The 26,383-nt window shown below is 73.0% G+C and carries 25 protein-coding genes; 11 read left to right on the top strand and 14 right to left on the bottom strand.

Annotation, left to right across the window (positions count from 1 at the left end):
• Window positions 1-7: 7 nt before the first annotated feature.
• On the top strand, window positions 8-724 hold the full coding sequence (locus tag ACYQ77_RS10845) for a sulfite exporter TauE/SafE family protein (RefSeq protein WP_459709974.1): 717 nt from the start codon (window positions 8-10) through the stop codon (window positions 722-724).
• Between the two features lie 611 nt (window positions 725-1,335).
• On the opposite strand, the gene ACYQ77_RS10840 is transcribed toward ACYQ77_RS10845, so the two are convergent.
• The 5 genes from ACYQ77_RS10840 to ACYQ77_RS10820 form a co-directional block, all read right to left on the bottom strand.
• Window positions 1,336-2,232 carry a hypothetical protein gene (locus tag ACYQ77_RS10840; RefSeq protein WP_459709972.1) on the bottom strand — a complete coding sequence of 299 codons (897 nt, stop codon included), beginning with the start codon at window positions 2,230-2,232 and terminating at the stop codon, window positions 1,336-1,338.
• Window positions 2,229-3,557 carry a hypothetical protein gene (locus ACYQ77_RS10835; protein ID WP_459709970.1) on the bottom strand — a complete coding sequence of 443 codons (1,329 nt, stop codon included), beginning with the start codon at window positions 3,555-3,557 and terminating at the stop codon, window positions 2,229-2,231. Before ACYQ77_RS10835 ends, ACYQ77_RS10840 begins: the two co-directional genes overlap by 4 nt.
• On the bottom strand, window positions 3,550-3,852 hold the full coding sequence (locus tag ACYQ77_RS10830; RefSeq protein WP_459709968.1) for a DUF6403 family protein: 303 nt from the start codon (window positions 3,850-3,852) through the stop codon (window positions 3,550-3,552). The genes ACYQ77_RS10835 and ACYQ77_RS10830 overlap by 8 nt, the downstream gene beginning before the upstream one ends.
• A gap of 90 nt (window positions 3,853-3,942) precedes the next feature.
• Window positions 3,943-5,202, bottom strand: coding sequence for a glucarate dehydratase family protein (locus ACYQ77_RS10825; RefSeq protein ID WP_459709966.1), 1,260 nt, complete (start codon window positions 5,200-5,202; stop codon window positions 3,943-3,945).
• Between the two features lie 137 nt (window positions 5,203-5,339).
• A complete protein-coding gene (locus ACYQ77_RS10820) occupies window positions 5,340-5,687 on the bottom strand; it encodes a RidA family protein (protein ID WP_459709964.1) in 348 nt (115 codons plus the stop codon).
• 254 nt (window positions 5,688-5,941) lie between these two features.
• On the opposite strand from ACYQ77_RS10820, the gene ACYQ77_RS10815 reads away from it, so the two are divergent.
• Genes ACYQ77_RS10815 through ACYQ77_RS10790 form a run of 6 tightly spaced genes read left to right on the top strand, consistent with a single transcriptional unit; the run spans window position 5,942 to window position 12,561 of the window.
• Complete coding sequence (locus tag ACYQ77_RS10815) at window positions 5,942-7,738, top strand: AfsR/SARP family transcriptional regulator (protein WP_459709962.1); 1,797 nt, start codon at window positions 5,942-5,944, stop codon at window positions 7,736-7,738.
• Between the two features lie 36 nt (window positions 7,739-7,774).
• Window positions 7,775-8,215, top strand: coding sequence for a hydroxyphenylacetyl-CoA thioesterase PaaI (gene paaI, locus ACYQ77_RS10810; RefSeq protein ID WP_459709960.1), 441 nt, complete (start codon window positions 7,775-7,777; stop codon window positions 8,213-8,215).
• A complete protein-coding gene (locus tag ACYQ77_RS10805) occupies window positions 8,212-9,237 on the top strand; it encodes an ATP-grasp domain-containing protein (RefSeq protein WP_459709958.1) in 1,026 nt (341 codons plus the stop codon). The genes paaI and ACYQ77_RS10805 overlap by 4 nt, the downstream gene beginning before the upstream one ends.
• Window positions 9,237-10,451, top strand: a complete 1,215-nt coding sequence (locus ACYQ77_RS10800; protein WP_459709957.1) for a phenylacetate--CoA ligase family protein — start codon at window positions 9,237-9,239, stop codon at window positions 10,449-10,451. Before ACYQ77_RS10805 ends, ACYQ77_RS10800 begins: the two co-directional genes overlap by 1 nt.
• On the top strand, window positions 10,448-11,695 hold the full coding sequence (locus ACYQ77_RS10795) for an MFS transporter (RefSeq protein WP_459709955.1): 1,248 nt from the start codon (window positions 10,448-10,450) through the stop codon (window positions 11,693-11,695). The genes ACYQ77_RS10800 and ACYQ77_RS10795 overlap by 4 nt, the downstream gene beginning before the upstream one ends.
• The gene (locus tag ACYQ77_RS10790) at window positions 11,692-12,561 is read left to right on the top strand and encodes an SDR family NAD(P)-dependent oxidoreductase (protein ID WP_459709953.1); all 870 of its coding nucleotides are present in this window, start codon (window positions 11,692-11,694) and stop codon (window positions 12,559-12,561) included. The genes ACYQ77_RS10795 and ACYQ77_RS10790 overlap by 4 nt, the downstream gene beginning before the upstream one ends.
• Here the strand turns inward: ACYQ77_RS10790 and ACYQ77_RS10785 are convergent.
• The 6 genes from ACYQ77_RS10785 to ACYQ77_RS10760 all read right to left on the bottom strand — a co-directional run bounded on the left by ACYQ77_RS10785 (window position 12,521) and on the right by ACYQ77_RS10760 (window position 18,818).
• A complete protein-coding gene (locus tag ACYQ77_RS10785; protein WP_459709951.1) occupies window positions 12,521-13,555 on the bottom strand; it encodes a hypothetical protein in 1,035 nt (344 codons plus the stop codon). The genes ACYQ77_RS10790 and ACYQ77_RS10785 overlap by 41 nt on opposite strands.
• Before the next feature lie 47 nt (window positions 13,556-13,602).
• Window positions 13,603-14,181: a TIGR03086 family metal-binding protein gene (locus tag ACYQ77_RS10780; RefSeq protein WP_459709949.1), complete on the bottom strand. Its 579-nt coding sequence runs from the start codon at window positions 14,179-14,181 to the stop codon at window positions 13,603-13,605.
• A gap of 62 nt (window positions 14,182-14,243) precedes the next feature.
• Window positions 14,244-15,935, bottom strand: coding sequence for a class I adenylate-forming enzyme family protein (locus tag ACYQ77_RS10775; protein ID WP_459709948.1), 1,692 nt, complete (start codon window positions 15,933-15,935; stop codon window positions 14,244-14,246).
• The gene (locus ACYQ77_RS10770; RefSeq protein WP_459709946.1) at window positions 15,932-17,251 is read right to left on the bottom strand and encodes a flavin monoamine oxidase family protein; all 1,320 of its coding nucleotides are present in this window, start codon (window positions 17,249-17,251) and stop codon (window positions 15,932-15,934) included. The genes ACYQ77_RS10775 and ACYQ77_RS10770 overlap by 4 nt, the downstream gene beginning before the upstream one ends.
• The gene (locus ACYQ77_RS10765; protein ID WP_459709944.1) at window positions 17,248-17,460 is read right to left on the bottom strand and encodes a phosphopantetheine-binding protein; all 213 of its coding nucleotides are present in this window, start codon (window positions 17,458-17,460) and stop codon (window positions 17,248-17,250) included. The genes ACYQ77_RS10770 and ACYQ77_RS10765 overlap by 4 nt, the downstream gene beginning before the upstream one ends.
• Complete coding sequence (locus tag ACYQ77_RS10760) at window positions 17,457-18,818, bottom strand: amino acid adenylation domain-containing protein (protein ID WP_459709942.1); 1,362 nt, start codon at window positions 18,816-18,818, stop codon at window positions 17,457-17,459. Before ACYQ77_RS10760 ends, ACYQ77_RS10765 begins: the two co-directional genes overlap by 4 nt.
• A 76-nt stretch (window positions 18,819-18,894) precedes the next feature.
• Here ACYQ77_RS10760 and ACYQ77_RS10755 point away from each other — a divergent pair, with 76 nt between their 5' ends.
• On the top strand, window positions 18,895-19,356 hold the full coding sequence (locus ACYQ77_RS10755) for an NUDIX domain-containing protein (protein ID WP_459709941.1): 462 nt from the start codon (window positions 18,895-18,897) through the stop codon (window positions 19,354-19,356).
• Between the two features lie 3 nt (window positions 19,357-19,359).
• Here ACYQ77_RS10755 and ACYQ77_RS10750 read toward each other — a convergent pair whose 3' ends face one another.
• On the bottom strand, window positions 19,360-19,689 hold the full coding sequence (locus ACYQ77_RS10750; RefSeq protein ID WP_459709939.1) for a YciI family protein: 330 nt from the start codon (window positions 19,687-19,689) through the stop codon (window positions 19,360-19,362).
• 83 nt (window positions 19,690-19,772) lie between these two features.
• Here ACYQ77_RS10750 and ACYQ77_RS10745 point away from each other — a divergent pair, with 83 nt between their 5' ends.
• From ACYQ77_RS10745 to ACYQ77_RS10735, 3 genes are all read left to right on the top strand, one after another.
• A complete protein-coding gene (locus tag ACYQ77_RS10745) occupies window positions 19,773-19,895 on the top strand; it encodes a hypothetical protein (RefSeq protein WP_459709937.1) in 123 nt (40 codons plus the stop codon).
• Window positions 19,896-19,944: 49 nt separating this feature from the next.
• Window positions 19,945-21,891, top strand: a complete 1,947-nt coding sequence (locus ACYQ77_RS10740) for a DUF2339 domain-containing protein (RefSeq protein WP_459709935.1) — start codon at window positions 19,945-19,947, stop codon at window positions 21,889-21,891.
• A gap of 107 nt (window positions 21,892-21,998) precedes the next feature.
• Complete coding sequence (locus tag ACYQ77_RS10735) at window positions 21,999-22,628, top strand: TVP38/TMEM64 family protein (RefSeq protein ID WP_459709933.1); 630 nt, start codon at window positions 21,999-22,001, stop codon at window positions 22,626-22,628.
• Between the two features lie 4 nt (window positions 22,629-22,632).
• Here the strand turns inward: ACYQ77_RS10735 and argG are convergent, their stop codons facing one another.
• Together argG and ACYQ77_RS10725 are read right to left on the bottom strand one after the other, a co-directional pair.
• Complete coding sequence (gene argG, locus ACYQ77_RS10730) at window positions 22,633-24,081, bottom strand: argininosuccinate synthase (RefSeq protein ID WP_459709932.1); 1,449 nt, start codon at window positions 24,079-24,081, stop codon at window positions 22,633-22,635.
• A 50-nt stretch (window positions 24,082-24,131) separates the two neighbouring features.
• Window positions 24,132-26,354, bottom strand: coding sequence for an NACHT domain-containing protein (locus ACYQ77_RS10725; RefSeq protein WP_459709930.1), 2,223 nt, complete (start codon window positions 26,352-26,354; stop codon window positions 24,132-24,134).
• Between the last annotated feature and the right edge of the window lie 29 nt (window positions 26,355-26,383).

The raw sequence follows: 26,383 nt of genomic DNA, 5'->3' as shown, positions 1-26,383 counted from the left end.
ATCCACTGTGACCGTATGGGGGTTCGTCGTACTCAGCGTGGTCGTCCTGCTCGGCACACTGCTGCAGGTGTCCATCGGCTTCGGACTCGGCCTCGTCGCCGCACCCGTGCTCGCCATCGTCGCCCCGCCACTCGTGCCCGTCGTGAACCTGCTCCTCGCCGTCGGCATCACCGCCGCGGTCCTCGTCCAGGACCGCGCACACCTCGACCTCCGCGGCACCGGATGGGCACTCGCGGGCCGCGTCCCCGGCACCCTCGCCGGCGCCACCCTCGTCGCACTCCTGCCCGCACGCCCACTCGCCTTCCTCGTCGTCGCCGTGGTCGTGTTCGGCGTCGTCGCCACCGTGTGGGGCTTCCGGCCACGACCGACCCGCCGAGCCGTGGTCGTCGCCGGCGCCATGTCCGGCCTCATGGGCACCACCACCTCCATCGGCGGACCCCCGATGGCCATGGTGTGGCAACAGTTCGCCGGGCCGAGGCTCCGCAGCACCATGGGCGCGTTCTTCCTCGCCGGGTCCGCGATGAGCCTCGCCGCGTTGACCGTCTCCGGGTCCGTCGACCTGCACAACCTGCGCTACGCCCTGCTCCTGTCCCCCGCCGCCGCGGCAGGGTTCCTGCTCGCCCGCCCGATCGGCAAACACCTCGACGTGCGGCGCACCCGCTTCGCCGCGATGGGCGTCGCACTGGCGGGCGCGACGATCTTGCTCGTGCGGCAGTTCGCCTGACCCCTCCCTTCCTGGCTGTTTGAAGGGTGCGTGGTGCGCGGTGCTGCTCACTGCGACCTGACACTAAAATTGGACATCTATATAGCTTATATTTGATGATGAAAGAAAGGGGAGAGGCGGCTCGGACGCCGCGAGCCGGGAGCAAACACACGAGAGCTGGCGCGACCCGGGCCGCCCGCGGAGGTTCAGCGGCTCGACCGGATTCGCGCGGGGTCTTTCGAGGCGACCCGACAGCCATTTCGCCGCGAGCAAGCGGGCGAAAGTGCCGCGGCGCGGATCGCGCCGACTCGCGGCCCGCGCCGCATTCGGCTCCGCCAGCAAACCGATGCTCCGGGCTCCACCTGCACACCTCCCCAGTGGGCCGATCACGACCGGTGCGAGACCCCTCCCCCTCCCCAGTGGGCCGAATCGCTACCGGAGTGCGACCCCCTCCTCCTCCCCGGTCGGCCGAATCGCTACCGGAGCGCGAACCCCTCCCCCTCCGCAGCCGTTTTCGAGCCGAGCCCCGGGCCCCACCTCACCCTTGTCCGTGGCGCAATAATCGGACATATATATAGTCACTATTTGATTGTTGTAGTCGACCAGGGGAGTGGCCATCGCGAAGGCAACCGTCAGTTCTTGCGGCGTCGCTTGGGGCGGCTCGCCGTCAGCTGCTCCGCCCGTGCCGTGAGCGCGTCGACCTTCTCGCGCAGCTCCGGCTGGACCTCCCCGTCAGTGAGGTCCGCGGCCAGCTCGGCGTAGTCCGCCGCCAGCTCGCGGTACTTCCGCCGGAAACCCTGCCCCGAGCTGCCCGCCCGCCCGTCGAGCGCGATGATGTGCTTCGCCAGCACGGCGGCCTTCGCGTTCAGTGAGCCGCGCGCATCGGTCGCCGCCTCGCGGTCCGCGCGGTGGGTCGCCGCGAGCCTGCCTGCCCGGCGCCCGGCCACGTACAGGGTGAGCGCGCCGCCGAGCACGGCCGCGACCGCGGCGATCGCCACCAGGTACCTCGGCAGCGACGGGCTGATCGTCCGCGCCCCGTCCGGCACGATGCCCGCCTTCACGAGCCCGTCGTAGTTCACCGCGATCACCCGCAGCGCCTCCAGCGGGCGGTCGACGAACTGGTCCGCTCCCCCGGCGATCCTGCTCTCCGCGACGAACGCCTTGCCGAAGTTCTCGTCGTCGCCGCCGGGGAACTGTGCGCACCCGTACGTCTCGAACTCGTCATCGCCGGGGCTGAGCAGCAGCACCAGCGTGCCGTCGGCGGCGCCGGACACGTCGTCGCAGCCCTCGGACAGGTCCGCGCCCGGCTCGAGGAACGCCACGACCAGCCTGCGGTTGCCGATGATCCGCTCGGCCGCCGCCTCGTCCAGGTCGATGCCGGACGCCACGTACACCGACGACGACCGCACCTCGCGCGCGACCGGCCCGTCGAGGATCCCGGCGGACCACGACGCCCACCCGGCCAGCACGAGCAACCCGGCCGTCGCGAGCCCGAACGGGGTGGCGAGGAACTTCTGCACGCGGTTCACGAGATCCCACCCGCCAGGTAGTTCGCCGGCCGGTAGTCGGCGCGGCCGAGCGCGCGGGCCGCGGTGTCCAGTTCGGACTCCGCGCTGTCGAGCAGGCGCCGGACGTGCCGGTCCGGCAGGTCGTCCGCCACCGAGGCGCGTGCCTCCGCCAGTTTGCTGAGCGCCCTGGCGAGCGCCGCGTCCCGGGACAGGGCCGACATCTCGATCGCGAGCGTGGTCAGCCCGGCGAGCCGCGCGGGCGGTCGGCGCGGCGGCCCGACGCCGGGGCCGAGCACCCTGCGCACGGACAGCCCGAGGAACGCCAGCACGCACGCCGCGAACAGCCACGGCAGCACCGGCAGGGCGACCCGCAGCGGGTCGAACGGCTGGTACGGCAGCGGCCGGTCGAACAGCCCCGCGTACCGCACGTCCGTGACCTGGTCGAGGTACACGCCGAGCACGTTGTCCTGCGGGTACGCGTAGGTGGCGAGCCGGTCGGCGAACCGGTTGTACACCCCGGCGGCGACGACGTCGGCGAACGACTCCGCGTGCGGGCCGTGGTACTCGGCCCAGTTCCCGTACATCACGACGATCGGCCTGCCGGGGAACTCCGCCGCGAGCGCGGCGCCGTACTCCGGCACCGGTTCGCCGTACGGCTGTTGCGGGAACGCGGCGAACAGCGGTTCCTCGTCGGGAAAAGCCGTGTCGGCGCGGTCCGGAATGGACGTCAGCGTCGCGCCGTCGGCGACGTGGAGGCGGTCGGCACGCAGGTCCGCGAGCACCGGCGCCAGCTCGGCGGCGGTCGGCGCGCGCCAGCGGAACAGGTCGACGTCCGGCGGCAGCTCCTGGTCGCGTTCACTCGCGATGATCGTCAGCAGGAGGCTCGTGACGTCACCGGTGGCGAACTGCGCGCGCCAGCCCGCGTTGTCGTCGGCGCTGACCCCGTACAGGGTGCCGGTGATCTCGGTGCCGATCACCTGGACGGTCGCGTTCTCGACCTCGTCGAGCTGGTCCTGCTGCTTCTCCGTCAGGCCGGGCGGGGTGACCAGGATGCGGATGTCGGCGTCGCCGATCGCGTCGGTGACCATCTTCTCGTCCCAGTGCGCGATCGAGCCGGGCAGCCGCACCACCGGGTCCTCGTCGAGCATCGCGGTCAGCTCGTCGACCGACGGGAGGTCGGTGTCGGTCAGCTCGCCCGCGTCGCCCTCGTCGACGGTGTCCTTTCCGGACGGCGACTGCGCGTAGCTGACGTCGACGGTCTGCCGCTGCGCCACCAGGAACACGACGATCATCACGACGGCGGCGGCGAGGAAGACCCACCGCAGCCGCTGCAGGCGCTCACTCATCGGCGGCCGCCCGCCACAGCCGGTCGGCCCGTTCCGCGCAGTCGGTGGCCTCCTGCGCGGCGGTCACCCCTCCCCTGCCCGCGGCGAGGAGCTCCGCGCGGGCGAACAGGTCGTCGGCCTCGGGTACGTCGGCGGGTGCGGCGTCCCGGCTGATGGCCGCGCTGTCGATGGCGGCCCTGGCCGCCGACCAGGCGGTGCGTGTGCTGAGTGATCGCGCCCGCACCCTGGGTAGGTACGCGACGGCGAACCCGGCCGCCACGATCAGCACCACGCCCACCACCCACACCCAGATCACGTGTCCGATTCTGCCTGATGGCGATCAGCGGCCGGCACGGACCACGTTGTCCGACGTGGACAGTCCGGACGTGACGGTGGCGTGGGACGGTCACCACCGGGGCGCCGTCGGGTCGAAGCCGGGGTGGGTGCGGCGGTAGTAGCCGGTGTCGTCGCGTTCGGTGATGCCGCACGCGAGGTACTGCTCGTGCAGGCGTGCGAGGGCGTCGCGGTCCAGTTCGACGCCGAGGCCGGGGCCGGTGGGCACGGGCACGGCGCCGTTCTCGAACCGCAGCGCGCCCGGGACGATCACGTCGTCCTCGGCGGCCTTCCACGGCCAGTGCGTGTCGCACGCGTAGGTGAGGTTGGGGGTCGCGGCCGCGAGGTGGGTCATGGCGGCGAGGCTGATGCCGAGGTGCGAGTTGGAGTGCATCGACAGCGACAGGCCGAACGTGTCGCACGTGTTCGCGAGGGACTGGGAGCGGCGCAGGCCGCCCCAGAAGTGGTGGTCGGAGAGGATCACCTGCACGGCGTCCTCCTCGACGGCGGGCCGCAGGTGCTCGAAGGCGACCACGCACATGTTGGTGGCGAGCGGCATCGGCGACTCCCGGGCGACGCGGGCCATGCCGGCGATGCCGGTGGTCGGGTCCTCCAGGTACTCGAGCACCCCGTCCAGTTCCCGGGCGACCCTGATGGACGTGGCGACGCGCCACGCGCCGTTGGGGTCGAGGCGCAGCGGGTGGTCCGGGAACTCCTCGCGCAGCGCGGTGATCGCCGCGACCTCCTCCTCGGGCGGGAACACGCCGCCCTTGAGCTTGATGGCGGAGAACCCGTACTCGTCGACGATGCGCCGCGCCTGCGCGACGAGCTGACCGGGGTCGAGCGCCTCGCCGTACGCGTCGGGTTCGGCGCCGGGGTGGCCGGCCCACTTGTAGAAGAGGTAGGCGCTGTAGTCGACGCGGTCGCGGACGGCGCCGCCGAGCAGGTCGCTGACGGGTCTGCCGAGGGCCTTGCCCTGGATGTCGAGGCAGGCGACCTCGAACGGCGACAGGACGCGGTCGGCGGTGCTGCTGCCGGTGACCATGCCCGACATGCCGTGCCCGCCTTCGCCGTCGTCGAGGCTGCCGCGGACCCGGCGCGCGATCTCGTGGGTGTGCCAGACGTCGACCCCGGTCAGCGCCGCGGCGGCGGCCCGCAGGCGGGCGACGTGCTTGGCGTCGCCGTAGGTCTCGCCGAGCCCGTGGAGCCCGGAGTCGGTGACCACCTCAACGACGGCCCGCAACGCGTACGGCTCGTGCACCCCGACGGTGTTGAGCAGCGGCGGATCCCGGAACGCGACGGGCGTGACACGAACCCCCTGAACACGGTGCACCACCCCATCCCATCGCGAGTCACGCTCGCACGCACACCGAGTTGCCGGTTTCGTGCACATGCCGGCCCAGCGCACCTGCACGAAACCGCCAACTCGCTATGCCTGAGCGCGAGACTCGCGAGGGCTGGGGGCGCGGGTCACGGCAGCTGTGCGATCGCGTCGATCTCCACCACCGCGCCGCGGGGCAGTTCGGCCACGCCGACGACCGTGCGCGCGGGCCTCGGTTCGGGCCACAGCTCGATGAACTGTTCGTTCGCCTGGTCGCGCAGCGCCATGTCGGTGACGAAGTAGGTCAGCTTCACGACGTCGGCGAGCCCGGCGCCGACGGTCGCCATGCGCTGCTCGAGCTGTGCCATCGCCGCGTCCACCGCGGCCCGGCCGCCGGCGACCACCGAGCCGTCCTCGGCCAGCGGCAGCGACCCTGACACGAACACGAGCCCGTTCGCGACGACGGCATCGCTGTACGGGTGCTGTGGATCAGTCATGAGCTGACCCTCTCACGGAGTGTCATGCGGGTGTGCCGGGGCCATCACCATCCGCTTCCGAACGGCAAACGTCAACGTGGAATTACTCATCCCGGCCCCTCGCTCAACGCGCGTTCAACACTTCTTCAACGAATTGCGGTCAATCACGCCACGGACTCGGAAAGATATCCGTACGGTCACTCCGCTTGTTCACGTATGTGCGCTCGGGTTGTCTGCGAGCCGCCCCGGCCGGACAACTCAGCGAAGGAGCACGGGTGCTTGAGGTCGACTTACTCGGACCGGTCGAGGTCCGGGTGTCGGATGTGGACGTCGCACTTTCCCCCTTGGAACGCAACCTGTTGACCTTGCTGGCCCTCACGCAGGGCATCGCACTGTCGACCGAACGCATCATCGACCAGCTGTGGGGCGACCGCCTCCCCGCCTCCCCGCGATCCCGGGTGCAGGGGTTGATCTCGTCGCTGCGCCGCAAAATCGGCGACGTGCTGGTCACCCGCCACCCCGGTTATCTGCTCGACCGCACACAGCTCGTCGTGGACATCGAGAAATGCGAGAAGTTCGCATTCCAGGCGTCCACCGCGGGCAGCACGAACGAGGCGGCGGAACTGCTGCGGCGCGCGCTCGCGGTGTGGCGCGGCGAGCCGCTCGACGGGGTGACCGCGCCCGGCGCGGACGCCGACCGCACCCGGCTCGCGGAACTGCGCGTCGGCCTGCTCGAGGCCCGTTTCGACGCCGAGCTGGAGCTGGGCAGGCACGCGGAGGTGGTCGCGGAACTCGCGGCCGCGGTCGCCGAGCACCCGCTCCGGGAACGCCTCGCGGGCCAGCACATGACCGCCCTGTACCGGGCCAACCGGCGCGCCGACGCCCTCCTCGCCTACCAGGCCCTGCGCGAACGCCTCGCCGACGAGCTGGGCAGCGACCCGTGCCACGACCTGCGGGCCCTCCACACCTCGATCCTGCGCGGCGCCGACGCGGCCCCCGCACCGGACGACGACCCGGCGCCACCGCGCCGCGGCACGAGACGACGCAAGAACGCGCCCGCCCAGCTCCCGCCCGGCGCGGGCCACTTCACCGGGCGCGACGCGGAGCTGCGGGCGCTGACCGACGCCATCGCCGAGGAGACCGGCGAGCCCCGCGTCCTGGTGGTCACGTCGGCCGCCGGGCTCGGCAAGACCGCGCTCGTGGTGCGCTGGGCGCACTCGGTGGCGTGCCGCTTCCCCGACGGCCAGCTGTTCGTCGACCTCGGCGGCCACGACCCCCGGCAGGCGCTGCCGCCGGAGGCCGCGCTCACCGGCCTGCTCACCGCGCTCGGCACCAGCACCAAGCGGATGCCCGCGACGCTGCCGGACCTGCTCGCCCGCTACCGCACCGTGCTGAACGGCAGGAGCGTGCTGGTGGTCGCCGACAACGCGGGCACGGTCGCGCAGGTCGCGGCGCTCGTGCCGCCCACCCCGGGCAGCAGGCTCGTCGTGACGGGACGCCGCCGCCTGCCCGGGCTGTCCGCACAGCACGCGGTGCGCGAGCTGACGGTCGAACCGCTCCCCCGCGACGACGCCCGCGACCTGCTGCGCCGCGTCCTCGGCCAGGGCCGGCTGCGCGACCCCGCGCTCGACGAGGTCCTGCACTGGTGCGGCGGCTGGCCGCTCGCGCTGCGGCACGTCGCGACGAAGCTCGCCGCCCGCCCCGGCCAGCCGGTCGCCTCGTTCCTCGCCGAGCTCCGCGCCGCCGCCCGGCTCGTCGTCGACGGCGACGACCGCACCGTCCACAGTGTCCTGACCGACACGCTGCGGTGCGTCAGCCCGGCCGCCGCGCGGTTGTTCGGGCGGCTGCGCACGTCGGCCGACGGCGTGCCGATCACCACGGTCGCCGCCGACCTGCCACCGCACGAGGCCCGTGTGCTGCTGGACGAGCTGGTCGCCACGCACCTGGTCGTCGAGGACGCGTCCGGCCGGTTCCGCTGCCACGACGTGGTGCGCCGGTTCGCGGCCGAGCCGGCGCCGGACGTCCGCGAGCTGGTCACCGCGGGTCCTGTGGTGGATTCCCAGCGGATCTGAAGCGCGTTCGCAGCGGCCGCGGCCAGCATTCCGCGCATGACCACGACCGAGGCGACGGCGGCCGAGCGCCGCGCGAGCGCGCTCCACGACGCCGACCGCACATGCCGCGCACTCGGCATCCGCCTCGGCGCCGTCGCGCCCGGCCGCGCGACGGCGCGGATGACGGTGACCGACTCGATGGTCAACGGGCTGGGCACCGGCCACGGCGGCTACCTGTTCCTGCTCGCCGACGCGGCGTTCTCGTTCGCGGCCAACACCCACGAGCCGGTCGCGGTCGCGCAGGCCGCGCAGGTGACCTTCCTCCGGCCGGTCGCCGTGGGCGACGAGCTGGTGGCCGAGGCCACCGAACGGGCGCGGCACGGCCTGTCCGGCATCTACGACGTGACCATCCACTCCGGCGGCGACGTCGTCGCCGAGTTCCGCGGCCACAGCGTCCTGCTGCCCGGCAGGACCCGGCCCAGCAAGGAGATCTCATGACCGCGGTCAGCGAACGGCCCGTGGACGTCCGGGAGGGACGGTCCGGGCTGCGCAGCATGTACTGGGTGTTCCCCGACCGGGAGTCCACGCGCAGGCGCACGATGTGGGGCGCGGCGTTCTGGGACTGCTACGCCTCGGTCGCCGAGGAGCTGGGCATGCGCTGGGTGCCGGCGCCGCCCGACGCGATCGCGGTCGACGCGAGCGACCTCGCCGACCCGAAGGTGTACGTGCACGGCGAGCGCGCGACGCCTGCCGACTCGCTGTTCGTCACCGTGCCCTACACGCTGCCCTACCAGTCGGCGGACGTGTTCGGCCAGTACGCGATCTACGCGGTGCTGGAGCAGTGCGGCTTCTACCTGCCCGCGCCGCCGAAGTGGGCGGCGGTCAACAACGACAAGCTCGCGACCGTGCTGTTCCTGAAGGACTCGCCGGTCCCGCCGATCCCCAGCGTGCGCATCGCCACCGGCCCGGACCTCGGGTCGCGGCTGTACGAGCCCGCGCTCGCCGGCGTCACCTACCCGGCGATCGTCAAGCCGGTCGGCTGGTGCTCCGGCTGGGGCGTCTGCCTCGCCCGGTCCGAGGAGGACCTGCGCAACCTGCTGAGCCTGGCGCAGGGCGGGGACACGCCGGTGGTCGTGCAGCCCTACCTCGGCGAGCGGCTCGTCGACTACCGCGTGACCGTCGTCGAGGGCGAGCCGCACCTGGTGGTGCGCCGCACCCCCAAGGCGGGGTCGCTGACCGCGAACTACGGGACCGGCAACTACGCGTTCGGCGCGCTGCCCGACGAGCTGGCGGCCGCGGTCGCGTACTTCGCCGAGCGGATGCCGGTGCCCTACTTCTGCCTCGACTTCCTGTTCGACGGCGAGCGGTACTGGTTCTCCGAGATGGAGCTGGACGGCGCGATCGCCTGCCCCGACCCGTCCGACCCCGAGTCCGTCCGCGGGCAACGCGACCTCGTCGCGGCGCGGTTCCGCGCCTACCGGAAGGCACACGCGGCACACCTGACGGAGGTCAGCGTCTGATGCACCACACCACTCTGCCCACGATCGGCGACGAGCACCTGGCGGCGCTGCGGAAGCTGCTCGCCGACGTCCGCTCCGTCCCCGCCCTCGCCGAGCGCTACGCGCACCTCGACACGGTCACCGACGTGGCCGACCTCGAGAAGGTGCCGGTCATGCTGAAGGACGACCTGCAGGCCGCGCTGCGGCACCTGGAACCCCGCGCCGCCACCGGCACCACCTGGGTGTTCCAGAGCGGCGGCAGCACCGGCTCCCCCATGGTCGGCTACGCGCCGACCGGCCTCTACATGCGTGAGGTGCACGAGCACTGGGGCGCGCTCGACGCCGACGACGTGGTCGTGAACGCGTGGAGCGCCGGGAAGATGTGGGGCGCGCACTACCTGTTCAACGAGCTGGTCGACCTGGCCGGTTGCGTCGCGATGTCGCTCGGCGCCATCGTGCAGGAGGAGTACAGCGCCTGGTTCGACTTCTTCGCCGCGCGCGGGGTGACCGCGATCGGCGGCACGCCGAGCGTGCTGCGGCTGCTGTTCGCGCACGCCCGCGAACACGGGCACCGGCTGCCGTCGCTGCGCAAGGTGCTGTTCCTCGGCGAGGCGTGGGACGCGCGGCTGGACGAGGACATCGCGGCCGTGGCGCCGGACGCGCGGCGGTGGGGCATGTTCGGCAGCACCGAGACGTGGGTGATGGCCACCAACACACCGGACTGCGCCGCGGACGTGTGGCACCTCATGCCGTCGCAGCTGGTGCACTTCGGCGAGGACGAGCTGATGGACTTCACGTCGCTGAAGCCGGACGGGCTCAACCCGGTGCTGCGGTACCGGACCGGGGACGCGGGCCGGGTCGTGCCGTGCCCGTGCGGGTCGGACGGGCTGCGGGTGCTGGGCCGCCGGGACGGGCTCGTGAAGTTCCGCGGGCACCTGGTGAACGTGGCCGACCTGATCGCGCAGGTGTCCGGTGTGGACGGCGTGCAGCGGGCGCAGCTGGTCGTGCACGAGTACGCCGACCGCGGCTCGGTGCTGGAGGTGCTGCTGCTGGCGGCGCGGGACGCGGCCGACGTGGCGCAGCGGGTGCGGGACCACGTCCTGGCGTCCGCGTTCGGGCCGAGCATCGTGTTCCAGCGGGTGCCGGAGTCGCTGCGGGTCACCGTCACCGACGCGTTGATCAGCAACGACCGCACGGGCAAGACCGCGAACCTCGTGACGCGGCTTCATTCATGAAGGGACCCTCGCTCGGCAGGGAGTTCACCCTCCTGTGGGCCGGGCAGTCGGTGTCGAACGTCGGTGACCGGATCACGCTGCTGGTCGTCCCGACGCTGATGATCTTCCTGCTGGACGCGTCCGCGTTCGAGGTGGGGCTCGTCAGCATGGCGCAGTACCTGGCGATCCCGGTGCTCGCCCTGGTCGCGGGCGGGCTGGTGGACCGGTGGGACCTGCGGGGTCTGCTGATCGTGTGCGACCTGGTCCGGTTCGCCGCGATCGCGCTGGTGCCGGTCGCGTGGTGGCTCGGGTTCCTGTCGGTGCCGCTGCTGTTCGGCTGCGTGGTGGTGGTGAGCGCGGCGACGGTGTTCTTCACGACCGGGTACATCCCGGCGGTGACGGCGATCGTGCCGACCGCCGACCTGGTGCGGGCGAACTCGCGGCTGGAGGCGAGCCGGACGACCGCGGAGCTGGGCGGCCCGGCGCTCGCGGGCTGGCTGTACAACGCGTTCGGCGCGGTGTCGTTGCTGGTGGACGCGGCGACGTACCTGTTCTCGGCGACCTGTCTCCGGTTGATGAAGCCGTGCGGTGGCCGCGGCGGCAGCGGGCAGACCCTGTGGTCGCGGCTGGCGGTGGGGATCCGCGCGAACCTGCGGAACCCGGTGCTGCGCAAGTCGACCGCGGGCACGCTGCTCGCGAACATCGGCGGCCCGATCTTCGTGACGCAGCTGCCGGTGCTGGCCTACCAGGGGCTGCACCTGTCGGCGGGCACGTACGGCACGGTGATGTCGGTGGCGGCGGTCGGGTCGGTCGTCGGGGCGGTGCTCGCGCCGCGGGTCAGCGCCCGGTACGGCAAGGGCCGGATCCTGGCGTGGTCGATGGTGCTGCACTCGGCGTCCGGGCTGGGCGTGCTGTTCGCGACGGCCGCGCCCGCGCCGGTGGTGCTGGCGCTGACGATGGCGTCGTACGGCTGGTTCTTCGCCTGGTACAACATCTGCAGCGCGGCCGTGCGGCAGGAACACATGCCGGTCGCGGACCAGGCGGTGATCACGGGCGCGTACCGGACGGTCACCTGGGGCGTCATCCCGATCAGCGTCTTCGCGGGCGGCGCCATTGTCTCGCTGCTGGCCCGCAGCATGGACATCCGCACGGCGGCGACCGTCACGATGGTGTGCGCCACGGTCATCGGCATCAGCTCGTACGTCCCGCTGCGGTCCATGCACTCGTTGTTGGCACGGTCACGGACAGAGGAGTTGGTGGCATGACGCGGGTCGCGCTGGTCACGGGCGCGTCGTCGGGCATCGGCCTCGCGACGGCGATAGCCGCGGCGAAGGCGGGCTTCACGACGGTGGGCACCGTCCGCTCCGGCGGCGCCCGGCTGCTGGCCGCCGCGGCGGCGGCACGGGTCTCGATCGACGTGCGGCAGCTGGAACTGACGTCGCAGGCGTCCATCGAGTCCTGTGTGGACGACGTGGTGACCACCCACGGGCGGTTGGACGCGCTGGTCAACAACGCGGGCATCGCGAACTCCAGCCCCACCCTCGAACTGTCCACGATGGACCTCCTGCGCACGCAGATGGAGGTGAACTTCTTCGGCGTGGTCGCGACCAGCCGCGCCGCCATGCCCCACCTGCGGGCCACGCGCGGGCGGCTGCTGACGGTGTCGAGCGTGCGCGGCGTGCTCGGCCAGCCGTTCAACGAGGCGTACTCGGCGGCGAAGTTCGCGGTGGAGGGGTTCATGGAGGCCCTCGCGCCGGTGGCCGCGTCGGTGGGGGTCGCGGTGTCGCTGATCGAGCCGGCGGCCGTGCTCGACACGTCGTTCGTCGCGTCGTCCTCGCTGGACCCGGCCGCGCTGCTGGCCCGGTCCGGTCCGTACGAGCCCGCGTTCCGGGCGTACCGGTCGTGGGTGGCGTCGGGCGCGGTGGAGGGCGCGCAGACGTCGGCGGAGGTGGCGGAGGTCATCGTGGACGCGTTGACGTGCGACGACCCGGCACCCCGCATCCCGACGAGCGCGTACGCCCGGGATTACGTGTCGCGGAAGCTGAAGGACCCCACGGGCCGCGACCTGCTGGCCACGACGCGCGGCTGGATCACGCCGTCCGAACCCGCCCTGCGCGCCGGTATTCACTGACGATGTCGTGCTGGAGCACACCGGCCGGGAGCCCTTCCCATTCCAGCTCGTCGTACATCAGGACGACTGGTCGGTGCCTGGCGGCAGCGGCGACTTGTCTGACCCTCTTCCGCCAGTCCATTCTCGTGAATTCGATCGGGTCTCTGACGAGCACCACGAACACAGGAATCCGCTGGTAGGAGTCGTACTGACGCTCGGCCGCTTCCACAGCGGCCGAGAGCGTCGCCGTGGCGTCCACGAGGCGGTTCGTGAAGTTCCTCGAGGTGGTGATCCTCAGGTCGAACGCGAGCAGTTGTCGTTCCTTCGGGAGCATCACGAGCGCGTCCACCGAAAACGGACCTGACTTGAGGTCCTGCAGAATGGTCGCCCCCGGATACGCCTCGCGCAGTTTCGCGTTCAGCACCTCGATCGCGTGCGTGACACGTCGTCTCGCGGTGGCCGGGTCCCGGGGAACGTCACGCTCCCCCGCCAAACTCCCGGTCCCCGAATCTGGCGGCACCTCCGGCTCCGGCCCGTCGACTGGCTCGTCATCCCGCACGGACACCGAACCGTGCTGCGCGGCCGCCTCGGCCGCTTCGTCTTCGACGAGTTCCTCGGCTTCGACAGCCAGGGTCTCCCGCTTCTCCTCATCCGTCATCTGCATCAGTTCGAGCTCACGACGCATCTTGGCGACTTCGACGACATCCCTCTCGTCGAGGAGGCGCTGTTTCTTGCTCCATCCGGTGAGCCCGGCGATGGCCATCGCCACTCCCACTACGACCATCGCTCCCAGGACGAAAGGCGCGATGGTCGTCGCCATGAGCACGACCTGTTGCTTGTGTTCGATGGCTTCCCGTGCCGCCGGAGTGAGCTTGGCAAGCTCTTCCCGCTTGATGAGCAGGTCACTCTGTGTCTGGAGCAGGTAGCCGCCGAGACCGAGGGACGCGACGACGATCGCGACCCCCAGCGTGGTCAGGTACTTGAGGAAGTGCCCCTGATCTGTCGGTCCCAGCATTCAGCCCCCAGTGCTGCTTCGGCGAAGCACTGTAGAGGAACCGGGGCTCAGGGCCGGGGCGGGGTCCACTCCGGGTCGCGGCCCAGGAAGGCGAGCAGACTCGCCAGCGGGGTCTCCTCCCCCGGCACCTTCACCGCCGGCTGGAAACCCGCGCCCGGCCGGAGGCGGCGCTCGTTGTCGGGGACGTCCCGGTCCGCGACCTTCTGTGCGGCCGCCACCAGGTCGTCCTCCAGTGCGACCGTCCGGCCCAGCGACGCGGCCACGTCCCACGTGTGCACGACGTAGTCGAGCAGGTGGAACCCGATCGCCTGCTCGGCGGGGAACGGCCTCGTCGCGCTGATGTTCGGTAGCCAGAACTCCGGGGCCGCGGTCGCGAACGCGGTCACCACCGCGTCGGCGGAGACGGCGTAGTCGCGGCGTGGGTCGTCGCCGAACCGCGCCTCCGCCCACGTCGGGCGTTCGCCGCGGGCGGCGGCCGCGAAGCCGTGGTTCTCGGTGGTCATGTGGGCCAGCAGGTCGCGCAGCGTCCAGCCCGCGCACGGGGTCGGCAGTGCCCACTGGTCGTCGTGGATCTGGGACACGACCACCACGCTGTGCCGCATCGCGCGGCCGTGCAGTTCCAGCACCGGTACCCCTCCGTCACGACGGCAGCCGCCCCCGGAGGAGCGGCTGCCGTGCACCTGTCATCTCAGACGAACATACCCGCATGCCGTGTGCGCAGCTCGCGCTTGAGCACCTTGCCCGTCGGGCCCAGCGGGAAGTCGGCGGGCTCCCGGGCGATCCGCACCGCCGCGAGCTGTGCCAGCCCGGCCGCCGCCAGCTCCTTGTTCGCGCGTTCGAGGATCGCCTCCGGCGTCCACGACGACGCGTCCGCCTGCGGGCGCACCACCGCGACCGGCACCATGGCCGCGCCGTCCGGCACGCCGATCACCGAGCAGTCCTGCACGATCTCGTCGCAGTCGGCCAGCAGGACCTCCTCGAGCGGCAGGCTGTACACCGGGCCGCCTGCGGTGTCGATGACGTCGACCGTCCGGTCCAGGTGGTAGAAGTTGCCGTCGGCGTCGCGGCGGGCGACGTCGCCGGTCAGCCAGAAGCCGTTCAGCTCGAACGACCTGGTCAGGCGCTCGTTGTTCCAGTAGCCCGGGGTGCGCGACGGCGTCTTCACGCCCAGCAGGCCGACCGTCCCGTCCGGCACCTCGTTGCCGTCGTCGTCCAGGACCGCCGCCTGGTGCACCACCTCGAGCGGCTTGCCGACGCACCGGTCGTTGCGCGGCGTCTCCGGCGTCGTGACCTGCCCGAACAGCGCCATCCCCATCTCCGAGCTGCCCAGCCCGTCGATGAACTGCGACCCCGGCAGCGCGTCGCCCGCCGCCGCGTCCGACGGCAGGAGCCACGGCTTGATCAGCCCGGCAGGCCGTTCCCCGAGCCGCACCAGCTTGCGGATGTGCCCGTGGTGCGCCGAGTCGCCGGTGTTGAACCACGAGTGCACCCTCGCGGCGCCCTTCGCGGGCGGCTCGCCGGTCGCCAGCTCCACGAACGTGCGCGGGAACGACGCCACCATCGTCGGCTGGAACGCCTCCATCACCGGCTCGACACCCGCGCGGCGCCAGTCGGACATCACGACCACCGGCAGCCCCAGCAGCGTGGCGGTCAGGAAGTAGCTCAGCCCGCCCGCGTGCGTGTGCGGCATCAGCGACATCAGCCGGTCGTACGGCTGCGCGGGGAACCGGACCATGCGCGGCTGCTTGCCGTCCCAGAACTGGCGGTGCGCAAGCATCGTCGACTTCGGGGTGCCCGTCGTGCCGGACGAGTGGATCAACGCGACCACGTCGTCGGCGTCGTGCCGGTACGGGTACCCGTCCGGCAGGTCCACACCGGACACGTCACCGGCCTCGACCTCCGCGGCCAGGGCCAGGAACCGGGGCCGGCGGGCGAGGCCCTGCCGGTACGCCGACGCGAGGCGGGTCGTGTCGTCCGCGACCACCCCGACGACACCGACGTGGTCGAGGTAGCGGACCATCACGTCCGGCCGCATCGCGTCGTTGACCAGCGTCGGGACCGCGCCCAGCGAGGTGAGCGCGAGGAAGTGCAGCAGCGGCGGCAGGCCCTCGGCGATCACGACCGCGACCGGCTCGCCCGGCTGGACGCCGTTGGCCACGTACCACTTCGCGTACCGCTCGCGGATCGCCGCGAGGTCGGTCAGGCTGTGCCCGCGCAGCACGACCTCGCGGCGGTGGTCGCGGTGGTGGCTGTACACGAAGGGCACGTCCCGGTTCGGGTTCGCGGCCAGCGCGTGGTCGAGGAAGTTGCCCGCGCCGAGGTCGGGCTCGGTCATGAAGCGCTCCCGCACCTCCAGGGGAGCGATCGACGTCTGGCTCATCGGAGGGGACTCCATTCGTTCGTGATCTCGGTCGCCGCCCGGTGCCCCGAACGGATCGCGCCTTCCATCAGCCCGAAGAACTCGGTGCTCGTCTCCGTGCCCGCCCAGTGGATCCGGCCGTGCGGGGCGGTGAGGTGCGGCCCGAGCCGCGCCCAGTCCCCCGGCCCGAACAGCGCCGCGTAGCAGCCCCGGCTGTACCGCTCCCCGGTCCAGTCGGTGACGTGCACGGCGACCGGGTCCGGCAGCAGCGGGAAGATCCGCTTCGCCTGCGCCACGGCCTCGGCCCGCTGCTCCGCCGCGGAAAGGGCGCCGTACCGGTGGGCCTCCGCGCCGGTGACGAACCCGGTCAGCACCCCGGCACCACTGCCCGGCGAGTCGTCCACGGTGGACAGCAGGGGGCCCTCGTGGTTGACCGACCAGCCCGACAGCCCGTGCTCACGCCACAGCGGGCGCGGGTACACGAGGTGCACCTTCACCGTGCAGCCGCGGGCCGTGGTGTCCGCGGCCCGGCGGTGCGGCAGGCCCGGGATGTCGAGGCGGTCGGCGAGCAGCGGCGGCAGTGCGACCACGGCCGCGTCGGCGCGCTCCACGCCACGTTCTGTGTGGACGGTGACGCCGGCGGCGTCCGCGGTCACGCCGCGGACCTCCGTACCCAGCCGCACGTCGAGGCCGTCGGCGAGCCGCGTGCACAGCTGGTGCGCGCCGCCGTCGACGCGGTCCTGCTGCGCGCCGCCCTCGAACGCGTTGAGGTAGCGGGTGCCGCCGCCGGACCGCAGGTAGAACACGACGTGCAGCATCGACACCGACGCCGGGTCGGCCGCCATCATCTCGCCGAGGAACAGCGGGAAGAACAGCCGCGCGTCGGGGTGGGTCAGGTGCTCCTCCGCCCACGCGCGGGCGGTCAGCTCGTCGAGCCGGGCCGCGCCGGGGGTGCGCCACGGCGCCGCGGCGTCGACGGTCGCGGTCAGCTCGTCGAGGCGGTCGAACATGTCGCCGAGCGCGACCGCGTTCAGCGGCGGGAACCGGCCGTGCCGCGTCTGCCCGGCGCCACCGAGCAGGAACCGGCTGTCACCGTCCATTGTGGTCGGTGTGGTCTTCAGGCCCAGCCTGGCCAGCTGGTCGTGCAGCGCGGTGTGCCGGTCGCCCAGGTACGCGGCACCGGCGTCAGCCCACTGCCCGGGCGCGACCTCGATGCCGTGCGTGCGCCCCCCGACCCGGTCGCGCGCCTCGAAGACGGTCACGGCGACGCCCTCGGCCGCGAGGTCCGCGGCCGCGGTCAGCCCGGCGAGCCCGGCGCCGACGACGATCACCTTCACCGCGGCACGCTCGCGATCCGCTTCGCCAGCGCGTCGGGGGTCGGCGCGAGCACGAAGTCGTCGAAGGTCAGCTCGACGCCGTGGGTGCGGGCGACCGCGCTCAGCACCCGCGTCGCGAGCAGCGAGTCCCCGCCCATGGCGAAGAAGTCCGAGTCGCCGTCGACCTCGTCCGTCTCCAGCACGCGCCGGAAGATGTCCTGCACACTCATCGCTTTCCTTCCATGACGAGGAGACCGGCCGCGTGGGTCCCGGCGCGGTCGACTTTCCCGCTCGCCGTGCGCACCAGGGCGGGCACGACGGTGAGCCTGCTGGGCACCAGGTGAGCGGGCACCCGCGTGCGCAGCTCGGCGAGGACCGCCGCGGCCTCGACCGGTTCGCGCACGACGACGTAGGCGGCGAGGGTCGTGTGGTCCGCCGTCCGCACCCCGGCCACCGCGGCCTCGGTCACCGCCGGGTGCCGGACCAGGTGCGCCTCGACCTCGGCGGGGTCGACCCGGACGCCGCGGACCTTGATCTCGCCGTCGAGCCTGCCCTCGTGCACGAGCATCCCGTCGGGACGGCGGCTCACCCGGTCACCGGTGCGGAACACGCGCACGCCGTGCCGTTCGGTGAACCGCTCCGCGGTCTTCCCCGGCATACCGAGGTAGCCGAGCGCGAGCGCCGGGCCGCCCACGAGCAGCTCACCGTCCTCGACGAGCTCGACGACGTGCGGCAGGGCGTGCCCGATCGGCACCTTCCCGGCCGGCGCGGACAGCTCGCAGGCATGCGTGATCAGCGTGGTCTCGGTGCAGCCGTACGTGTTGAGCAACCGCGCCCCGGTGCCGAGCCGCAGCCAGTCGGCGAGCCGGTCGGGCCGGACGGCCTCGCCGCCGGTGACGACGAGCCGCACGCAGCCCGGGAGGGACGCGGCGTCCTCGGTGAGGTGGTGGACCAGCTCGTGCCAGAACGCGGTCGGCAGGTCCAGCACGGTGACGTGTGCGCGTTCGACCATGCGCAGGAAGCGCGGGAAGGAGCCGGTGTGCGCGTCGGCGTCGAGCACGAGCGTCGCGCCCGCGGTGAGGGCGGGCAGGATCTCCTCGAAGCAGGTGTCCCAGTTCAGCGACGCGAACTGCAGGACCCGGTCGGCGGGTGTGATCGCGAACAGGTCGCGCAGCGCGGCGGTGACGGTCGCGATGGCGGGCACCGGGGTGGCGACGGGTTTCGGCGCGCCCGTCGACCCGGACGTGAACAGGACGTACGCGGGTGCCTCCCCGCGGACCGGGGGGCCGGGTTCGCCGAGCACCCGGTCGCAGACCACGCGCATCGCGGCGAGCCGCCCGGCCGGGAACGACGGGTCGAGCGGGCAGTACGCGCCGCCCGCGAGCCACACCCCCAGCAGCGCGGCGATCGTCTCCGGGGTGCGCGTCGCGGGCACGCCGACGATCCCGGGCCGGTCACCCAGCCTGGCCGCGACCGCCTCGGCCGCGGTCCGCAGCGCCTCGTAGGTGACCGGCGTGCCGTCGTGCACCAGCGCGGGGCGGTCGGGTGCCCGCGCGGCGGCGGCGAGGAACTCCTCGGCTGGGGTCATGGTGCGCGAGTCTCCCAGCACCGCCTGCAGATTCACTGCGAATCGACTGCGAATCAGGTGCTCTAGGCTTCCCGGCATGCCGAAGACCAGCGCCGCGTTCCTCGTCTACCGCCGCGGCACGGACGGGCTCGAGGTGCTGATCGCGCACATGGGCGGCCCGTTCTGGGCGCGCAAGGACGCCGGTGCGTGGTCCATCCCGAAGGGCGAGTACACCGACGACGAGGAGCCGCTGGCCGCGGCCCGGCGTGAGTTCGCCGAGGAGATGGGCTCGGCGCCGCCCGACGGCGAGGTGGTGCCGCTCGGTGTGGTCAAGCAGTCCGGTGGGAAGTCGGTCACGACGTTCGCGGTCGAGGGTGATTTCGACCTCGCCGGGTTCCGGTCCAACACGTTCGAGCTGGAGTGGCCGCGCGGGTCCGGCCGGGTGCGGGAGTTCCCCGAGGTCGACCGGGCGGCGTGGGTGCCGGTCGAGGTCGCGCGGGAGAAGCTGGTCAAGGGGCAGGTGCCCGTCCTGGACGCCCTGCTGGCGCACGTGGGATAGCGGCTACGACCGCAGCCAGTGCGGGTCGTGGGCCTGCGGCACCCACGTCTGCTCGGCGGGCTGGCAGCCGGTGATCGCGTACCTGCGCACGCCGGCGACCACCAGCGGGTCGAGGTCCAGCGCCCGTTCCAGCTCCTCGCGCGAGGTCGTCGCGAAGATCGTCAGGTTGTCCGCGGGCACCCGGCTCGGCAGCAGCCACCCGCGTTCTCGCTGGTCAAGGCACCACAGCAGGTGCCGGCCGATCAGGGTGTGGTTGGCCGGGGCATCCCACTGGAAGTCACCGCGGTTGTGGCCCAACGCGACGTACAACCGCTCCGGATCTTCGGGACTCACACCCTAGATAGTGCACCACCGGGCGGTGGGCGCGCCGGGACGTCCGGGAATACTCCAGTCCGGCGCGAGAGCCGGGGGGCCGCGTGGCCGGGCGGAACGTGCCGTTCTTCACCGCGCTGGCGGTCGGCGCGCCGGGCACGTTCGTGCCGCTGTCGCTGGTGGTGCCCGCGGCGGGGCGCGGTGACCGCATCGTGACGTCGGGGTGAGTAGTCGTACGGATCCGGCGGGCGGGGCGGGCGCGATCTACTGAGGTGCATGGTTGACCACTTATCGGCGTCCCTGCCCCGGCTGGCCGACGCACTCCTCGAGGTCGGCGCGCGCCTGGGTGAGATCGGCGCGGAACTGCACGCCCTGCAGGCTGAACCGACCGTGCCGAGCGCACCACCCACGGCCGACACGGCGGGCGCGCCGTCCGCCGGTCCTGCCGCCGCTGAGCAGCCCGGCCCGCCAAGCGTCGCGGGCCCTCCCGCCACCGGCGCGCAACCCGGCCCCGCCTTCCCCCGCGTGACGCCGAGCGGTGGGCCCGCCTTCCCGGGCGTGACGCCGAGCGGTGCCCCCGCCTTCCCGCCCGCGCGGGCCGCCGCCACCAGCCTGCCCGGCCGACCGCCGGCCCCCTGGTACCCGCCGCCCCAGCCGCCTCCCCCGCCCGGCCCCACCCTGTGGGAACGGCTCAGCCGCGACGGCGCGGGCAGCCGCATCCTCGCCTGGGCCGGTGGCGTCGTCACCCTCGCCGGGGTGGTGCTCCTGCTCGTCCTCGCCATCCAGCGCGGGTACCTCGGCCCGCTGCCCCGCGTGCTCCTCGGCGCCGCGCTGGGCGCCGCGCTCGCCGGGATCGGCACCCGCCTGCACCGCACGCCCGCCGCCCGCACCGGGGCCTACGCCCTCGCCGCGACCGGGGTGGCCGTGCTCTACCTCGACGTCGTCGCCGCCACCTCGCTGTACGACTTCCTCCCCGCGTGGGGCGGGCTGGCCGCCGGGCTCGCGGTGACCGCGGGCGGCGTCGCCCTCGCCGGGTGGTGGGGGTCGCAGGTGTTCGCCGTGTTCGTCGTCGTGTGCTGTGCCGTGTCGGCGCCCGTGATCACCGGCGGGTTCGACACCCTGCTGCTGTGCTTCCTGCTCGTCCTGCTGCTCGGCACCACGCCGGTGCAGCTCGCCAAGCGGTGGGGGCAGTTGCTGCTCGCCGCCGGTGCGCCGCCTGTCGTGGCGGCGGTGATCGGCATCGGCACCGCCGAGCGGATCGGGGCGGACGCCACCACCACCGCCATCCTCGCGGGTGTGACCAGCGCCGTCGTCATCCTCCTCGCCACCGCGACCGCCCTGCGCAGGCCCGCCGACGACGTCGCGCTCGCCGTCCTCTACCTCGCGCCCGTGCCCGGGATGCTCGCCGCGCTGCTGCTCCCCCGCCTCGGCGCCACGATCCTGCCCGCGGCCGTCGGCGCGCTCCTCGTCGGCGTCTGGGCGCTGGGCAGGCGCGCCGGCCTGCGCCCGGTCTTCGCGCTCTCCGCGGGTGGCATCGGGTCGCTCGCGATCGTGCAGGCCACGGCCACCGCGTTCGACGGGGACGCGCGTGCGGTCGCCTTCCTCGCCGAGGCGTTGCTCGTCGCCGTGCTCGCCGTGCGCATCCGGCTCGCCGCCGCGCTCGCGCCCGCCGGGGTGTGCGGGGTCGTCGGGTTCGTCATCGCGCTCGCCTACCCGGCACGTCCGGTGCTCGTCACCCGGCCACCTGGGTGGGTGGTCGACACCGGCACGGCCGTCGCGCTGGGGGTGACCGGTGCCGTGCTCGCCGCGGCCGCGATCGTCCTGTGCTGGGCCGGGTTCCGGCTCGGCGTGCTGTCGGCCGAGGAGCACACGCCGCACGGCTGGGTGCCCGCCGGGCTCGTCGCCCTCTACGGCTCCACCGCGGCGCTCGTCGCCGTCGGGCTGCTGATCTCCCCGGACCGCGACGGGTTCCTGCTCGGGCACGTGCTGGTCACCGTGTCGTGGACCGTCGGCGCGCTGCTGCTCCTGCTGCGCGGCATCGACGCGGTGCCCATGCGGGTCGCCGGGTTGTCGCTGGTGGTCGCGGCGCTCGCCAAGCTCGTGCTGTTCGACCTGTCCTCTTTGGACGGCATGGCGCGGGTGGCGGCGTTCCTCGTCGCCGGGCTGGTGCTGCTGGCGGCCGGGGCGCGGTACGCCAAGCTCGTGGCGGCCCGGTCCCGGTAGCCCGGGTCACGTACTGGCGACGCCACCGGCCGCGTGCGCGTTCCCCGGGCGACGGCGGACGCGCGACCACCAGACAGCCGTTGGCTAGACTCGGCGACGTGCCGCGAGTGGGGATCTTGGTGGCCACCGGGCTGCTCGCGGCGTTGGTCGTCGCGGCCGTCGTGCTGCCCGTGCCCGACCCGGCGCAGCTGCGGGCGTGGGTCGCGGGCGCCGGGTGGGGCGCCCCGGTGCTGCTGTTCCTCGCCTACGTCGTGGCCACGCTCGTGCCCATCCCGCGGACGGTGTTCTCGCTCGCGTCCGGGCTGCTGCTCGGCCCTGTGGCCGGGGTGGCCGTCGCGTTGACGGCGACCGCGGTGAGCGCGCTGCTGAGCTTCGCGCTCGCGCGGTCCGTGGGCAGGCGCCTCGTCGCCCGGCACCTGGAACGCGAGCGCGTGCGCGCGGTGGACGCACGGCTGACCGGCGGCGGCTGGCTGGCCGTCGCGTCGCTGCGGATCATCCCGGCGATCCCGTTCCTGCCCACGAACTACGCGTGCGGCCTGTCGTCGGTGCGGGCGCGGCCCTACCTGGCGGGCACCATGATCGGGAGCCTGCCCGGCACGGCCGCGGCCGTCGCCCTCGGTGACACGCTGACCGGGACCACTCCGCCTGCCCTGCTCGCCGTGTACGGGGTCCTGGCGGTGGCCGGCGCGGCGGGGCTGTGGTTCGCGATCCGCCGCCGCCCGGCCCTCCTGCCCTGACCCGTCAGTCGTTGCCCGCTTCCATGGCCGCGTGGTCGAGGAGCACGTCGTCCTCCGTGACCTTGCCCCGCGACGCGATCACCTCGGCGCCACCTTCCGGCATCGCGCCGATCAGGCCGGTCGACGCGGCCTGCGCGGCGCCGATCAGCGTCGGGTGCTCGCTGCCGACCATGCCCAGCCCCGCGTACTGCTCCAGCTTGGCGCGCGAGTCCGCGATGTCGAGGTTGCGCATGGTCAGCTGACCGATGCGGTCCACCGGGCCGAACGCCGAGTCCTCGGTGCGCTCCATGGACAGCTTGTCCGGGTGGTAGCTGAACGCGGGCCCCGTCGTGTCCATGATCGAGTAGTCCTCGCCGCGGCGCAGGCGCAGGGTGACCTCGCCGGTCACGGCGGTGCCCACCCAGCGCTGGAGCGCCTCGCGCAGCATCAGCGCCTGCGGGTCCAGCCAGCGGCCCTCGTACATGAGCCTGCCCAGCCGCCTGCCCTCGTGGTGGTAGCTCGCGAGGGTGTCCTCGTTGTGGATCGCGTTGACCAGGCGCTCGTACGCCGCGTGCAGCAGCGCCATGCCCGGGGCCTCGTAGATGCCGCGGCTCTTGGCCTCGATGACGCGGTTCTCGATCTGGTCGGACATGCCGAGACCGTGGCGGCCGCCGATGGCGTTGGCCTCCAGCACCAGGTCGACGGCGGACTCGAACTCCTTGCCGTTGATCGTGACCGGCCTGCCCTGTTCGAAGCCGATGGTCACGTCCTCCGGTGCGATCTCGACGTCGGCGTCCCAGAACCGCACGCCCATGATGGGGTCGACGATCTCGATGCCGGTGTCGAGGTGCTCGAGGGACTTCGCCTCGTGCGTGGCGCCCCAGATGTTCGCGTCGGTGGAGTAGGCCTTCTCCGTGCTGTCGCGGTAGGGCAGCCCGCGGCTCTCCAGCCACTCGGACATCTCCTTGCGGCCACCGAGCTCGCCGACGAAGTCCGCGTCCAGCCACGGCTTGTAGATCCGCAGCGACGGGTTGGCGAGCAGGCCGTAGCGGTAGAACCGCTCGATGTCGTTGCCCTTGAAGGTCGACCCGTCACCCCAGATCTGCACGTCGTCCTCGAGCATCCTGCGCACCAGCAGGGTGCCCGTGACCGCACGGCCGAGGGGCGTGGTGTTGAAGTAGACGCGGCCGCCGGAGCGGATGTGGAACGCACCGCAGGCCAGCGCGGCGAGACCTTCCTCGACCAGCGCGGCCCGGCAGTCCACGAGCCTGCCGAGCTCGGCGCCGTACGCCGTGGCCCGGCCGGGGATCGACTCGATGTCGGGCTCGTCGTACTGGCCAATGTTCGCGGTGTAGGTGCACGGCACGGCACCCTTCTCGCGCATCCACGCGACAGCTACGGAGGTGTCGAGGCCGCCGGAGAAGGCGATGCCAACGCGTTCGCCGACGGGGAGCGAGGTGAGCACTTTGGACACGAGAGTCATTATGCATGCTCATGCATGACCATGCGAGCCCGGGTGGGGTCTCATCCAGCGCGACGCGAGCGGAACGACTGGGTCAGGTGGTCCTGGAGACGAGCGTGCCGGAACTGGTACACCGCCCCTGACCTGCGCAGGACACCCCGCTGGTAGGCGTCGTCGAGGAACGCGGGCAGCGACCACGGCACGCGCCCGTGCAACGGCAACCACACGCGCGCGAACAGGAACCACGTCCCCCACGCCGTGAGGCTCGCCACGCACAGCCCCACCGCGAGCCCGAGCGCGACGCCGTAGGACAACCCGTACAGCAGCCCCAGCCGCGGCCCGTGCACCACCGCGACCGTCGCCGTGTACCCCAGGCACGTGACCAGGCCGAACACCACCGACTGGACGGCGACGTTGCGGCGGTTCACGCCCAGCAGGTTCATCGGGCTGACCGCCGTGCTGATGTCCACCGGCACCTCGAAGTTCGCCAGCACGCCCCAGCACAGGCCCCAGATCAGCCCGAACGCCAGCCCGAAGCCCACGGTGGCCTGGATGGACGTGCCGATCCGGCCCACGATCCAGAACGTCGCGCCCAGCACGTTCGCGATGCCCAGCCCCGCGCCGAGACCGGCGCCGACGGCGCACCCGACCGCCAGCCTGCGCAGGAAGGTCGTCCGCGAGCTGCTCCGCCCCCGCAGCTGGATCCGCACCCGCGACGGCGCGAACACGGTCCCGCCGAACGCGAGCACGGCGCCGTGCGCGAGCCCGATGGTCAGCGCGACCGCGAGCCCCTCCATCGGACCGGCGGCCAGCGCCGCCGACAGGCCGTTGCCGAGTCCCGATTCCGGTGAGCCGACACCGAACGCGTGGATGAGGCCGATCACGCACGCCGACGGGATCCCGGCGGCCAGTCCCAGCACCATCCCGCTGACCACCATCCGCAGCCACGCCGGCATCCGGTTGCCGAGCTGCCACCACGCGAGGTCGTGCGTGCCGAGGCGGTCGAGGTGGTGGGCGAGGAACCCGAGCCAGTGCTCCACCCGGTCCACGTCGTGGCCGCGCTCGCCGGGCCGCCGGTACGCGGCGGGCACGACGGTGCCGAGCAGGTGCCGCTCGATCGCCGCCGCGGCCGGGAAGCGGCCGGTGTCCAGCAGCTCCGCCGGGTCGTGGTCGGGGGTGTCGCTGTAGACGGTCCGCGCGAGGCTCACCATCAGCGGCGTGGTCAGGACGGCCGCGAGGTCGCCGTCCGGGTGGTCGCGGACCTCCGCCAGCACCGGCGCCCACGCCGTGCCCGTCTCGCCGCGCTTGCGGGTCGTCCTGGGGAGGTAGCCCGCGAGGTCGGCCGCCGTCAGGTCGCCGAGCACGACCGCGCCCGCCGAGGTCAGCACGTCGGTCGACGCGACGGCGGCGCGGTACTCGTCGATGCGGCTCGTCACGACCAGCGGCAGGGTCGTGGTGTTCAGCGCGGCGAGCGCGGCCCGGTGCAGCCCGTGCCCGATCTCGTCGAAGCCGTCCAGCACGGGCAGGACGCGGCCGGTCTCCACGAGCGCCGCGGCGAGCGTCACCCCGCCCGGTCCCGGGGCGGCGAGGCCGGGGTGGTCGCGCAGGAGCTGGTCGATCAGCCAGTCCCGCAGCGGGGTGGTGGCCGGGTGCCACGAGCCGACGGAGAAGATCACCGGCACCGGGTCGGCCGGGGTCGCGGCGGCCAGCATGCCCAGCACGAAGCGGATGGTCAGGATCGTCTTGCCGGAGCCGGCCCGGCCCAGCACGACCAGCCTGCCGGACGGGACGCGGCGGTAGACGTCGACGATGTCGTCCAGCTCGCCCTCCAGCGGCACCGGTTCCGCCTGCTCCCCCGGCCCCGCGCGACGGATGTTCAGCCAGGAGTCGATCAGCGCGGCGGGCGCGGCGGTCCAGCGGACCGGCAGCGGGACCGGGTCGTGGATCTGGCGCTGCTCCTCCTCGCGCCGCAGCCGGGCGCGCAGCTCGTAGGCGAGCCTGCCCGCGGCCTCGGCCAACGGGTCGGGCGGGCCGGCGGGCGCCGGTGCGCTCACGATCGACGGTTGCCGCTCGGCGGCGACGAGGAGCTCGATCCGTTCGGCCGGGGTGAGCCCGAGAGCGGCGGCGAGCGCGTCGACGGTGCCCATGCGCGGGTCGGTGTGGTCGCCGGTCTCCAGGCGCCGCACGGTGCGCACGCCGAGCCCGGCACGCTCGGCCAGCGCCTCCTGCGTCAGCCCCGCACGCACCCGGAACCGTCGCAACAGCGGGCCGAACTGGCTCGCCATCCACACCCCCTCCCGGTCGGTACCACCAA

The organism is Actinophytocola sp. KF-1 (assembly GCF_054661535.1).
The sequence above is the reverse complement of the archived record's forward strand: the minus strand, read 5'-3'. Positions and strand labels throughout refer to the sequence as shown.

Excerpts from the sequence above, each read along its gene's own strand:
- ACYQ77_RS10740 (WP_459709935.1), top strand. The coding sequence starts at position 19,945 with ATGGTTGACCACTTATCGGCGTCCCTGCCCCGGCTGGCCGACGCACTC.
- ACYQ77_RS10725 (WP_459709930.1), bottom strand. The coding sequence starts at position 26,354 with ATGGCGAGCCAGTTCGGCCCGCTGTTGCGACGGTTCCGGGTGCGTGCG.
- ACYQ77_RS10775 (WP_459709948.1), bottom strand. The coding sequence starts at position 15,935 with ATGAGCCAGACGTCGATCGCTCCCCTGGAGGTGCGGGAGCGCTTCATG.
- ACYQ77_RS10760 (WP_459709942.1), bottom strand. The coding sequence starts at position 18,818 with ATGACCCCAGCCGAGGAGTTCCTCGCCGCCGCCGCGCGGGCACCCGAC.
- ACYQ77_RS10755 (WP_459709941.1), top strand. The coding sequence starts at position 18,895 with ATGCCGAAGACCAGCGCCGCGTTCCTCGTCTACCGCCGCGGCACGGAC.
- ACYQ77_RS10795 (WP_459709955.1), top strand. The coding sequence starts at position 10,448 with ATGAAGGGACCCTCGCTCGGCAGGGAGTTCACCCTCCTGTGGGCCGGG.
- paaI (WP_459709960.1), top strand. The coding sequence starts at position 7,775 with ATGACCACGACCGAGGCGACGGCGGCCGAGCGCCGCGCGAGCGCGCTC.
- ACYQ77_RS10805 (WP_459709958.1), top strand. The coding sequence starts at position 8,212 with ATGACCGCGGTCAGCGAACGGCCCGTGGACGTCCGGGAGGGACGGTCC.
- ACYQ77_RS10800 (WP_459709957.1), top strand. The coding sequence starts at position 9,237 with ATGCACCACACCACTCTGCCCACGATCGGCGACGAGCACCTGGCGGCG.
- ACYQ77_RS10790 (WP_459709953.1), top strand. The coding sequence starts at position 11,692 with ATGACGCGGGTCGCGCTGGTCACGGGCGCGTCGTCGGGCATCGGCCTC.
- ACYQ77_RS10765 (WP_459709944.1), bottom strand. The coding sequence starts at position 17,460 with ATGAGTGTGCAGGACATCTTCCGGCGCGTGCTGGAGACGGACGAGGTC.
- ACYQ77_RS10820 (WP_459709964.1), bottom strand. The coding sequence starts at position 5,687 with ATGACTGATCCACAGCACCCGTACAGCGATGCCGTCGTCGCGAACGGG.
- ACYQ77_RS10835 (WP_459709970.1), bottom strand. The coding sequence starts at position 3,557 with ATGAGTGAGCGCCTGCAGCGGCTGCGGTGGGTCTTCCTCGCCGCCGCC.
- ACYQ77_RS10785 (WP_459709951.1), bottom strand. The coding sequence starts at position 13,555 with ATGCTGGGACCGACAGATCAGGGGCACTTCCTCAAGTACCTGACCACG.